The organism is Falsiroseomonas sp. (assembly GCF_051859025.1).
Classification (GTDB): domain Bacteria; phylum Pseudomonadota; class Alphaproteobacteria; order Acetobacterales; family Acetobacteraceae; genus Falsiroseomonas.
On sequence record NZ_JBHYGL010000011.1, the window covers coordinates 111,898 to 122,759 of the forward strand.

General features: G+C 66.5%; 9 protein-coding genes and 1 tRNA gene. 4 read left to right on the forward strand and 6 right to left on the reverse strand.

Going from position 1 to position 10,862, the window contains the following annotated elements:
* From ACTIE5_RS11995 to ACTIE5_RS12005, 3 genes are all read left to right on the forward strand, one after another.
* On the forward strand, positions 1-672 hold a 672-nt coding region (locus ACTIE5_RS11995; protein ID WP_439549934.1), incomplete at its 5' end, for a phosphatase PAP2 family protein.
* A gap of 180 nt (positions 673-852) precedes the next feature.
* Positions 853-1,239, forward strand: coding sequence for a hypothetical protein (locus ACTIE5_RS12000; RefSeq protein ID WP_439549935.1), 387 nt, complete (start codon positions 853-855; stop codon positions 1,237-1,239).
* Between the two features lies 1 nt (position 1,240).
* Positions 1,241-1,543 carry a hypothetical protein gene (locus ACTIE5_RS12005; protein WP_439549936.1) on the forward strand — a complete coding sequence of 101 codons (303 nt, stop codon included), beginning with the start codon at positions 1,241-1,243 and terminating at the stop codon, positions 1,541-1,543.
* A 319-nt stretch (positions 1,544-1,862) separates the two neighbouring features.
* On the opposite strand, the gene ACTIE5_RS12010 is transcribed toward ACTIE5_RS12005, so the two are convergent.
* The 5 genes from ACTIE5_RS12010 to ACTIE5_RS12030 all read right to left on the reverse strand — a co-directional run bounded on the left by ACTIE5_RS12010 (position 1,863) and on the right by ACTIE5_RS12030 (position 4,782).
* The gene (locus tag ACTIE5_RS12010) at positions 1,863-2,249 is read right to left on the reverse strand and encodes a gamma-butyrobetaine hydroxylase-like domain-containing protein (protein WP_439549937.1); all 387 of its coding nucleotides are present in this window, start codon (positions 2,247-2,249) and stop codon (positions 1,863-1,865) included.
* A gap of 10 nt (positions 2,250-2,259) precedes the next feature.
* Positions 2,260-2,448: a Trm112 family protein gene (locus ACTIE5_RS12015; protein WP_439549938.1), complete on the reverse strand. Its 189-nt coding sequence runs from the start codon at positions 2,446-2,448 to the stop codon at positions 2,260-2,262.
* A gap of 27 nt (positions 2,449-2,475) precedes the next feature.
* Positions 2,476-3,138, reverse strand: coding sequence for an LON peptidase substrate-binding domain-containing protein (locus tag ACTIE5_RS12020; RefSeq protein WP_439549939.1), 663 nt, complete (start codon positions 3,136-3,138; stop codon positions 2,476-2,478).
* An 88-nt stretch (positions 3,139-3,226) separates the two neighbouring features.
* Positions 3,227-4,174 carry a tetratricopeptide repeat protein gene (locus tag ACTIE5_RS12025; RefSeq protein ID WP_439549940.1) on the reverse strand — a complete coding sequence of 316 codons (948 nt, stop codon included), beginning with the start codon at positions 4,172-4,174 and terminating at the stop codon, positions 3,227-3,229.
* A 101-nt stretch (positions 4,175-4,275) separates the two neighbouring features.
* Complete coding sequence (locus tag ACTIE5_RS12030; protein ID WP_439549941.1) at positions 4,276-4,782, reverse strand: prolyl-tRNA synthetase associated domain-containing protein; 507 nt, start codon at positions 4,780-4,782, stop codon at positions 4,276-4,278.
* A 136-nt stretch (positions 4,783-4,918) separates the two neighbouring features.
* On the opposite strand from ACTIE5_RS12030, the gene ACTIE5_RS12035 reads away from it, so the two are divergent.
* Positions 4,919-4,993: transfer RNA gene (locus tag ACTIE5_RS12035), tRNA-Gly, on the forward strand.
* Positions 4,994-5,327: 334 nt separating this feature from the next.
* On the opposite strand, the gene ACTIE5_RS12040 is transcribed toward ACTIE5_RS12035, so the two are convergent.
* On the reverse strand, positions 5,328-10,412 hold the full coding sequence (locus ACTIE5_RS12040; RefSeq protein WP_439549942.1) for an HTH domain-containing protein: 5,085 nt from the start codon (positions 10,410-10,412) through the stop codon (positions 5,328-5,330).
* Positions 10,413-10,862: the final 450 nt, after the last annotated feature.

The window sequence follows — 10,862 nt, forward strand, 5'->3', positions numbered from 1 at the left end:
GCGGGGGTCAGGCCGGCGCAGCCGGCGGGGGTCAGGCCGGCGCAGCCGGCGGGGGTCAGGCCGGCGCAGCCGGCGGGGGTCAGGCCGGCGCAGCCGGCGGGGGTCAGGCCGGCGCAGCCGGCGGGGGAGAACCCGGCCGCGCGATCCCGCCGCGTCCTCGGCAGCCTGGCGGGCGTCATCCTCACCATCGCCTTCGGCCGCTTCATCCAGGATGCGATGCCGCCCCGGGACCGCCCGCGCCTGACCCTGCCGCCCGAATTCTTCCCGCAATCCGCCGCCCTGCCGACGCTCGGCGAATGGTCCTCCTTCCCCTCGGACCACGCGGTGCTGGCCGCGGCGCTGGCCACCGCCGCCTGGGCCTTCTCCCGCCGCCTCGGCCTGGTCGCCGCCCTCTGGGCCGCGCTCGTCGTCTGCTTCCCGCGGCTCTATTTCGGCTTCCATTATTTGACGGATTTGCTGGCCGGCGCGGCACTCGGCGTGGGCCTCACGCGCCTCATCATGGCGCTGCCCTGGCCCGAGGCCCCGCTGCGCGGCTTCGCCCGGCTGCAACGCCACGCCCCCGCCTTGCTGTCGCTGGCGGTCTTCCTGATCGCCTATGAGTTCATCACCCTCTTCGCCACCACCCGCCGCGTGCTGGGCGCGGTGAAGGATGTGGTGCACGCGCTGGGCTGACGCCCCACCTTGAACCGCCCCACCTTGAACCTCCACGGTTCCAAGGCCATCTCCCAGCCATCGATCCGGGCCCCTCTGGCGCGCCCTGCCCGCCGCAAGCGGGACAGGCCGCGCGATGTCGGATCACCACCTCGTGCCACCCGGCCGATGCCGGGGCGCCACGACATGGGGGCCTCGACCATGACCACCAAACCCAATATCCGCCTGGCCGGGGTTCTGCGCGCCGCCGGCCTGGTCCTCCTCGTCATCGGCGCCGCCGGCTACCTCCTGCCCAGCGGCACGGTGCACTGGACAGCCCTGATCCCCGCCATCCTCGGCGCCATCGCCCTCGGCGCGTCCTTCCTCCGCAACCCCTGGGCCGCGGCCGGCCTCGGCGCCTTCGTCTGCGCCATCGCGCTGATGGGCGGCGGCACCGCCCTGCCCCAGATCCCGGCCCTGCTGGCGGGCGATGCCGGCCCCGCCACCGCATCCCGCGCCACCACCGCCATCGTGGCGATCCTGGCCCTCGCCGGCCTGGCCCACGCCCTGCTGCGCGGGCGCCCCCGCCACGGCGAAGGCAGCGCGTGAGATGATCGAGGCCCTCTTCGCCTGGTTCGTCGCCACCTTCCTGCTGGGGCCGCTGCAATCCGGCATGGCCACCGCCCTCGAAGCCGGACGCGCCCCCACCGCCGTGGTGGAACAGGTGACGCGCTGCGCCACCGAAGCCACGCCCCGCCTGGTGAACCGCGCCATGGACGACCCCTGGTGGGCCATCTCCACCGCCTTCGGCGCCACCATCGGGACCACCACGCCCGAATCCGTGCTACGGGACGCGGCACCGGGATGCGAGGCGGCACTGGCGGCGGCACGGCCGTTCCTGAACCGGGGATGAAAGGGGCAGGGAGGGCCCTGCCCTCCCCCGCACCCCAACCGCCCAAACGGACCATGGGGGGGAGACCCCCCTGGACCGTCTCGAATCGGCGGAGCGACCGAAAACTCTGGCCCTGGCGGGTATGTTCGCTTTATGTTCCGGATACGCCGACAAGGCGGCTCCTTGAACCACCCCATCCGAACCCTGCGCAGGGCCGGGAATTTGTCCAAAGCCACCCCGGAATCGGCACTAAATGGCCTAAAGGCCCTAAATCCGTAGTATTTTTGAGGGCATAGTATTTTTTAGAAGGCGCGCCGCGGAAGGCCGGCCGGCCCCACCATCACCCCGGGCTCGCCCCGGCGCCCCGCCTCGCCGGCGGATCGCGGGACAGCCCCTTGGCCGCCAGCGCCTGCTCATAGGCCGCCCAGCGCGCCTCCTGCTCCTCCACCAATTGGCGGAGGAAGTCCCAGCTGTAGATACCGGTGTCGTGCAGATCGTCGAACACCAGCCGCACGCCGTAATGGCCGACAGGCTCCACCCGCATGATGCCGACATGTCGGCGCCCGGGCACGATCACCCGCTGCCCCGGCCCATGCCCCTGCACCTCGGCCGAGGGACTCTCGACCCGCAGATATTCCGCCGCCAGCCCCGCCTGGGTGCCGTCATCCCAGGCCAGTTCCAGCCGCTTCTCCGCCCGGTTGAGCCGGATTTCCGTGAGCTTCGCCATGGGGCGAGCGTCAGCCGATCTTGCGCGCCTCATCCGGCAGCATGATGGGGATGCCGTCCCGCACGGGATAGGCCAGCCCCGCCTTGTCGCTCACCAGCTCCCCGGCCTCACGGTCATAGCGCAGCGGCCCCTTGGTGACCGGGCAGACCAGGATCTCCAGCAGCCGCGGGTCCACCGCGCCGGTGCTCGTCTCGCTCATCGTCAGGCTCCGTCAGAGAGGGCCGGTTTAGCTTGGCCGCCCCTCGGGCGCCATGCCATGGCCATGGGCGTCGATCTGCATCAGCGCCACCAGCATCGCCGCCCGCTCCTCCGGCCCGCGGGCCTCCAGCAGCGCCTGCTTCTCCCGCGCATCGAAGGGGCAGACCATGCAGAGCGTCGTCACCAGCATGGCGTCGCCGGTATTCTCCACGGCTTCCCAATTCGCCTCGATGCCACGCGCCTTGAAGTAGGGCCGCAGCGCGCCGACCAGCGCCTCCCGGTCGATCCGGGGCTTGTGCCCCACCATCAGGTCCGGCGCGTAGTCGCCGTATTCAACCAGCGCGCGCCGGTAGCCCCGGCGTCCCGCCACCTCCTCCATCACCCGGAAGCGGATGACGCCGGTCAGGGTGATCAGGTAGCGCCCGTCATCCGTCTCCGCGAAGGAGGACAGGCGGCCGAGGCAGCCCACCCGGTAGACCTGGCTGCCGATCTCCGTCCGCGGCAGGCCGGGGTCCGGCATCGCCATGCCGAACATCCGCCCGGCGGCCAGGCTGTCCTCCACCATCGCGAGGTAGCGAGGCTCGAAGATATTGAGCGGCAGGCGGCCTTCCGGCAGCAGCAGCGCGCCGGAGAGCGGGAAGATCGGGATCTCCGTGGGCAGCTCGTCGAAGGCGGGATGGAAGGGGGGCATCGGTTCCGTTTCCGCCGCCGGGCCAATACGCCCGGCGGTCACTATGGCGCCGCGTGTCACCCCGGGCCCCGGGCTGGGGCCGCGATGATCAGCGGAACAGTAGGGTGGAGAGCTTCCGCCGTCCCGCAAGGGTCGCCGGGTCCGTGAAGCCCCAGGCCTCGAAGAACTTCAGCAGCTGCTTGCGCGCCGCCTCCTCGTTCCACGCCTTGTCGCGGCGGATCGCCTCGATCAGCGCATCGGTCGCCTCGGCCCGCTTGTCCATGGCGTTCAGCGCCACCGCCAGGTCGATCCGCGCGGCGTGGTCATCCGGGTCCGCGGCCAGGCGCCGCTCGAACTCCCCGGTCTTCTCCCGCGCCTTGCGGCCCTCGGCGGCCAGTTCCAGCGCCGATCGGATGGAGGCGATCTCGGCATGGTCGCGGATCTTGGCCGGGACGCCGTCGATCACCTCCTGCGCCTGCTCCTCCTCACCGAGTGCCACCAGGCAGCGGGCCATGCCGGCCAGGGCCTCGGCATTCTCGGGCTCCTGCTCGGCCAGCGCCGCGAACAGCTCCACCGCCCCGGCATGGTCCCCGGCCTCCACCGCCGCCTTGGCTTCCGCCAGCAGGTCGGCCGCCGGGCTCTGGCTGCCGCCCATCTTGAGGAGGTTCTCGATGAACTTCTTCACCTCCCCTTCCGGCAGCGCGCCCTGGAACAGGTCGGCGATCTGGCCCTGCACGAAGCCGACCACCGTCGGCACGGATTGCAGCGGCAGACCCATCTGCGCCAGCTGCTGGACCAGCTGCCGGTTCTTGTCGATGTCGATCTTCACCAGCTTCACGCGGCCCTGCGCGGCGCGGACCACCTTCTCCAGCGTCGGCGTCAGCGTCTTGCAGGGGCCGCACCAGGTCGCCCAGAAATCGACGAGGACCGGCGTTTCCTTGCTGGCCTCCACCACGTCGGCCATGAAAGTCCGCTGGTCGCCATCCTTGATGACATCGCCGCCGGCCGGGGAGCCACCGGGTGCCGTCTGGCGGGTCGGGTCGAAGATCACGTCCATGGCAGCTTTTCCTCGGTCCGGCCGCGCCCGATGGGCACGGCGAGGGGGGTTCTTGGTGCATAGATGCGCCACGCGGCGCGCGAAGCAAGCGGGGGTGGCGCTCAGCCGGCCTCCGGCACCGCCAGCAGGGCCGGTTCATGGCCGAGCATCCGCAGGAAGCGCAGCATGTCAGCGGGCCGGATCGCCGTGGTCATGGTGTTGGTCAGCGGATGGAAATTCACCCACTCGAACCCCTCCATCAAGCCCTGGTCGAACACAACCCGCACCGCGCCCGGGCTGGCATTGACCAGGCCGAAGGGCGTGACGGAGCCCGGTTCCACGCCGAGCTGCGCCCGCAGGTGCTCCGCCTCCGCGAAGGCGCTGCGCGGCGCGCCGGCGGCTCGGACCAGCGCGTTGACGGAGGCGCGGCGATCCTCCTCCAGCACCAGCAGCAGGAAGGGCCCCTCCCCCTTCGCAGGCTTGAGGAACAGGTTCTTGGAATGCCCGCCCGGCAGGTCCGGCCGCAGCGCCTGGCTTTCCGCCACGGTGAAGACCGGCGGGTGGCGGACGGTCCGCGCCTCGATCCCCAGCGCGTCGAGCCGGGCGAGCAGGCCTTCGGGTGTTTCCATGGGCGATCGGGTCCTGGGTCGGCGGTGCCATGCAGCGGGCGCATCCTGCCCCTGCGCGACGCGTTGTCCATGGGCGAGAGGGGGGTGCTTGCAATCCGCCGCCGGCATGGTAATAACCCCCCACGCCGAACGGAGCGCGGGCGTAGCTCAGGGGTAGAGCACAACCTTGCCAAGGTTGGGGTCGAGGGTTCGAATCCCTTCGCCCGCTCCAGTCGGTTTCCCAACCTCACATTCCCCCTTCCCGAGTAGCGCCGTGAACCGCAGGTTTCCTGGGATTTTTCTGGGTCGGCTTGAGGGTTGGAGAACGCAACGACCCCGGAAATCGCTCTCCGGAGCCTTAAAAATCTCCGAAGCTTGGGGGTAGGACGATTTAACCCTCAAGCTATATCCTATTGAAATTGCAGCGATTTAAGCGAACCAAGATTGCCGAAATTTAGCGAGGCTACCGCCTGGCAGAGGGTACCGGAGACGAGAAAGCTGCTCCTCATCTCCGAGCCGCCCCGTGGTCAAGGCGCGCGCTCATTGAGAATTCGAAGACACAATCGTCACTCTCCTCGGGAGCTGGCACCAAGCCTCGCGACAACCAGCGGCAATGATAACCGCCAAGCCGCGCCAATCGGCAAGTGATAGGTGACACTCTCCAGAACGGCTTCGATTCCGGCGCATCCAGGGCGCTCGGCTCGCCACGCCAGAGAGAGCGATACATCGGCAAATCGCGAAACCGCTTCCTCGCAATCGGGCCAAGCCGCAGACGCCGCCAGCGCAATCTGTAGCGCGGCAGCCGAGTCGTCCAGCGCCTCAGGAGCAGCGCGGAGCGTCTGCAGGATGGCCTCTGCAAGATGCGAGTTTCGCTGGGCAGCCGCCGCGCGGGCGAGATGGAACAGTGGCGACCAGCGCTCGTCGCTGCTGTCGCTACCAGGTTTCCAGCCAGAGGCAACCGAAGCCAGCTTAGCTAGCCGTGCATCACCCAGCCTGACGTGGCGCGACGCCATATCGAGAAAGCGCCAAGCGCCTGGAGCTGGAGGCTCCCCTTCAAGCGCCTGGACGGCAAAATCCAAAGCCTCGTCGAGATCTGGATCAAGATCGGGAGCAGTGTGCGGCAGAGCCACACACTCGAGCGGGCCCGGCGAGAATCCGGCCGGTGGGTACCCAATGGCAATGCCGGCTGCTCCAGCGGCAATCGCTGCGCTCTTCGCGTCTTCACTATTGCCCATCTGGGCAATTAACGCCGCTAACCGGCCGAGCACTTCTGCACGCAGCCAATCGGCGCTTACCATCTCCGGTCGCCACAGCGGTTCCTCGCGCAATGACAGCAACTCCGCCCAGTGCCCGCCAGCTGGTGCGAGATCTCGCATCGATTTAAGGAGTTCCGGGACATCCGGTTGCACCGCCATAACCGGAGCAAAAAGCATCTCGGCCTGCGCCAAGGCACACAATCTGATCCACCATGAAGGCTGATCTGCCATGCATGGGCGGACAAGGAGCGTACGACCCACCAACCGAAAAAGGCCGGCAAAAATCTTGGTGCGTTCTGCTTCGTCCCCGTCTGTCTGGGTGAGGTCTAACACAAGTCCATTGGCCAGCCGCGCCCTGTCGGCTGAGACGAGGTCCGCTCCCGCCTCGATAAAGGCCAATCGGGCAAGCGGACCCCACTCCAACTGCGCTTCGGTTTCGAGACCTGCGAGTACGTCGGCCGGCAGCGCGGCACAGTTGTCGATGAACCCAGGCTTTCCGTTTGCAGCTGCGACGAGCCGAAAGCCTTGGCCTTCAAATGTTGCTAACAAGCGTCTCGCGCGCGGCCGCCACACCGACGAAAGCCATTCGTCCTGGGTCAGTGAGGCCGGGGCATCGCCGCAAAGGCCTTCCCAGTACCGAATGTCCTTTGGAACGATGAGCTCAAGATCCAAGACGCCTTGCGAAAGTGCCCGCGCTGCGCGAGCAAGCCTGATTGGGACGGCGTTGACCGTCTCCTCGACTATCGTTTCGAAATCGACGTCCGCGAGCGCCTCCGCCTTTACGATTGGACGCCAGTGCGACGGGTCGGGGCCAGACGGCCCCGCGGTCTCCACGAGTAGCTCGAGAGCGCGGACGCGCTCTTCAGCGCGCGGCGAGAGCAGCGCGAGGTCGGCCGGAGCCTCCCGCTGCTCTCGTTGCCCGTCGACCTCCCAACTCAGCATGACGAGACCATCCGTTGCAGTAAACTCAACATCGCGGTCGTGACGGAGGTCTCGAGCCGTAGCCGACTGGCCGCTAAGTGCGGCACGTGCAGCCGCGAGCATCTGAGGGCGTGAGAACACGATGTCGGAACCCGCACCGGCCAGCGGAAGCCTCTCATTCAGCCCCACCGCCTCTAGAAATGCCGCGTCGGCGCGCAGCTCTGCAGCCAAGGCTGGGGGTAGCTGAGCAAGGAGCTCGTCGGCCACATCAGCCTGCTCAAAGTTCGGCGGAAGATTTGCTGAGAACTCTAGTATGTGTGTCCGAGCCACATCGGTGGCGACCTGCCGGAATGCCGGATCAGTCCACCACGGGGACAGCACTCGTTCCTCTAGCCAGGACCGCGCTGCCCTACGGCGCTCCCGCCCCATCACGAAGAGCGGTAGCAGTAGCCCAAGAGTGCTCCGAAACACGTCCACCGTGGGATTTGACCGGCCTTCGGACTTCAGCCGGTGCCACCAATCCGATGGCTTTGGAGCAACATGGTCCCAGACCCAGTCTGCGCGCTGACGCACGACGTCGATGGAAAGGTGCTCGTCAGCCCAGACTTGTCGAATGGTACCGCAGGCAGTGATGAGAAGAGATGACAGGAACGGCTCGTCATCTGGCAGTATCAAAATGTTACGAATTTGGAGGGCTGCGGTAGCTTCGCGGATCGCTCGGAGTTCCGCACTCTCGCCCGTACTCTCGATGTTCAGATGGCCGAGATGGTAGCGAAGCTCCTCTGCGTCGAGCGGCACGCACGCGACGCCTCCCGTACGAAGGCGATGCCGCAGGTTCCAGTGTCGTTCAGCAGCGAGGAGTGGGCTGCCTGCGAGGTGTCGAAGCAAGTCCAGTGTGCCAAACACTGACACCGAACCGCCAGGCCTCTCAATGTTTGTGTGTCGGAGGAGGTAGCGGTCGTCTATCAGAGCGCCGTCGCAATCGGGGGCGAGGAGGAACTCTTTCAGCGTCGAAAGTCGCCCGGAGTCCCGTTCATTGTCTTCGCCCTCCTCGTCCTCATCGCCTGTTCCCCGGAGGCGCGGTGCGATCCGGACCTTGCCAGCGGCAAGCCCATTTTTGTACCACTCGCGAACTCGCCGTAAGGCCTGGGACATTTCCAATGCGTCCGCCTCTTGGTCTTTGTGCGCCAGCGCTTCTTCGGCCACCTCGTCAGAGACGAAGGCGTTCAGGCCTGCCTGCCCCAAGGCATTCAGAAGCCCAAGCGGCTGAAGGTAGGCGACCGCCAGCCATGAGAGAAAGAGAGGCCCCTCACTGTAGGCAGGCCCGGGTGGTGGAGCCGCATCATGCTGCTCAAGCACAGCCGTTGCCGTCGCAAAGCGGTCCTGGTCCAACGCCGCGCGCGCGCGGAGCATTTCGGCAAACTGCCGCGTGGTTAGGACGATCTGTGCCAAGTCTCCCAACTGCGCCTGCTCTTCGTCGTCAGCGCCTACTCGTGAGATATGCGCCGTGTGCACCACGCGACCGTGGACTGCGCTCGCCCGCGACAAAAGCTCCGCGAGTTCCGAACCTGCCTCGGTTTCGACAGATCTTTCACGACGTCCCCGCCATGCCGGGAGCCGCTTTAGAACGCCGGATGCGAGCAGATCGCGCGACTGCTGGGCCTGCAACACCATCGAGCGCTGATGGTGACGCAACCGATCAGTCTCCTGACGCAACACGACCATCGTTGACCATGGGAGCACCACCTCGTCGAAGGCACTGTCGAGCATCGGCAAGGCATCTAGGTAGGCCAGTACCAACAGGCTGGTCACGTCTACGATTGGCCTCCGTACGCCCGATGGTGGGGTGAGCGGACGGGAGCCGGGCCGGAGAGGAATCACGGACCGGCGTCGTCCATCAGACTGCCGCGCGTTCGTGATCAGGTTCTGGAGAAGTAGCCGCCCAAGTCCGATGCCGAGCGCCTCTGCTGCAAGATGGACTGGGATCTGACCCGACGAGAGGAGCTCGCCAATCGACCGTGACTGTTCAGCCCGCTCGACCAGAACCGAGACGGCACGCGATCGATCAAGAGTTTGGACTGGACCCGAGTCACCGGATAAGTCATGCGCTCGCCGGATCCAGCCGAAGGCCTCGTCATCCGCACCAGCGCGCAGTGCAGCATTGGCGCACCTGAGCAGGGTAATGCTGTCTGCGTCTTCCCGGCCCGCAGCCTCACGGACGAACACGAGAGCTGCGCCTTCGTCCTGCTCACCGCAAACCGTGCCTAACCAAGCGAGATGCGCAGGGCTCCGTTTTCCACGGTTCATGACTTCCCTACCCGCGATCTCGCGCAGTGCCTCCCAGTCACCCGAGAGGATTGCCGCGTTGCAGGCCACGACAGCCTCGTCGGCACCGCCGTGCTCCGCGTAAATCTCGCGTGCTGAAGTCACCGCGTCGGCGGTCCGACCAGCCCCAAGCAATGCGTGCGCCCTGGCTAAGCTCAGCCGCTGGTCGCCTTTCGTGAGTGCGGGATGTTCATCGAGCGCGGCCAGCACGGCCATGTCCGGGCTACGGCTGCGCTGCAGGGCCACAACGACGCGGAGCAGGTTCTGGGTGTTCGGCACCTTTGCGGCTAAATCCTTCGCGGGCGTAACGAGTGCTGGCCAGTTTTGTTTACGCTCAAGAGCCCGACACAGATTCTCTAGGTCGAGCGGCTCGCCAGTTGCCCGCGCTAGCGTCGCGAGCGCGTCAGTAGGGTCCAGTCCGGCGTGGGAATCGACGAGGGCTGACAGCCGGTCGTGATCGTCACCAAGCAGATCGCGCGCATCAGCAAGTACCTGACGAGCGCGAACAATGTCGCCCGTGCGGGCCAACGCTTCAACACGAAGCCCAGCTACACGCGTTTCGGTCAAAAATGCCGCAAGGACAGCCGCTTTCGTCTCAAGATACATCGCAAGTTGGGCCGGGTGCTGGTGCTGAAGAAGGGCAATGCGGGCTTCCACTTCTTGCGGGCTGAGCTCGCTCAGGCGTTCGGCACGAGCGAGCCTCACTTCGACACCTTCTTTGTCGAATTCGATGCCGTATTCGAGTGCCAAGCTGATGAGGTCGAGCGGTGGCGAGGGCGGTCGTGCCATTTCCTGCGCTAGATCCGAACGTGCTGCGTCACGTGTCGTCGTGCACCCGAGGCGCAACGCCAGTGCGCTTACGTGCGCGTTACGGCCTCGCTCCGTTAGGTCGAGCGATTCGAAGGCGGCGCTAGCGCGCTCCAGGTCTGCGACGGCACGGGTATGGATAGTGTCGACGTCGGATCCCTCGAGCATCGCCACGCCAACAGGTACGACGCCATGGCGCAACGCCTCACGCGCGTAGTCGGGATAAAGGCATGCAGCGCGCGCCAGGCCGCGGACGTATAGAATGTCTGGACATTCTAATTCATGCTCTGGCGTACACTTTGCGAGGACACGCGCGGCGTCGCCATAGCGGCTCTCCAGCATGAACGTGACTGCCAGATTTCGCCATCCGACTGCGGTTAAGTGCCGACTTTCGAGGGAATCAACTTGCCCAAGCCACTCTAATGCGTCCGCAGTGCGCCCCCTTTTTGTTAGTATCGAAAGTAGGATGGTCCGTGCGTCGGGGTCATCGCGTTTCCGAAGCATCTGGAGCGCGGCGTCGGTTCCGCCAATCGCCTCGAGGCGTAACGCCTCGTGAGGGACGAAGTCAGAGTGAGGGCTAAGGGTGCGCGCTCGTGCGACAAGAGCGTCGTAGTCCGAGCCGGCGTCAGAGGCCGCGAAGCGGGCCGACCACCACAGGACCCGTGCATGGGCACCTGTAGCTACGCCGCGCAACTCACCTTGCTCAATCCGAACAAGCAGAGAGCGAAGGGCTTCGCTGACCTTCCCCCCTGCCTGGGATCCGCCTGTGATGAGAGAGTTGGCCTCCTTGGG

Coding starts and splice junctions, on each gene's coding strand:
- ACTIE5_RS12000 (WP_439549935.1), top strand. CDS start 853: ATGACCACCAAACCCAATATCCGCCTGGCCGGGGTTCTGCGCGCCGCC.
- ACTIE5_RS12005 (WP_439549936.1), top strand. CDS start 1,241: ATGATCGAGGCCCTCTTCGCCTGGTTCGTCGCCACCTTCCTGCTGGGG.
- ACTIE5_RS12010 (WP_439549937.1), bottom strand. CDS start 2,249: ATGGCGAAGCTCACGGAAATCCGGCTCAACCGGGCGGAGAAGCGGCTG.
- ACTIE5_RS12015 (WP_439549938.1), bottom strand. CDS start 2,448: ATGAGCGAGACGAGCACCGGCGCGGTGGACCCGCGGCTGCTGGAGATC.
- ACTIE5_RS12020 (WP_439549939.1), bottom strand. CDS start 3,138: ATGCCCCCCTTCCATCCCGCCTTCGACGAGCTGCCCACGGAGATCCCG.
- ACTIE5_RS12025 (WP_439549940.1), bottom strand. CDS start 4,174: ATGGACGTGATCTTCGACCCGACCCGCCAGACGGCACCCGGTGGCTCC.
- ACTIE5_RS12030 (WP_439549941.1), bottom strand. CDS start 4,782: ATGGAAACACCCGAAGGCCTGCTCGCCCGGCTCGACGCGCTGGGGATC.
- ACTIE5_RS12040 (WP_439549942.1), bottom strand. CDS start 10,412: ATGCTGGAGAGCCGCTATGGCGACGCCGCGCGTGTCCTCGCAAAGTGT.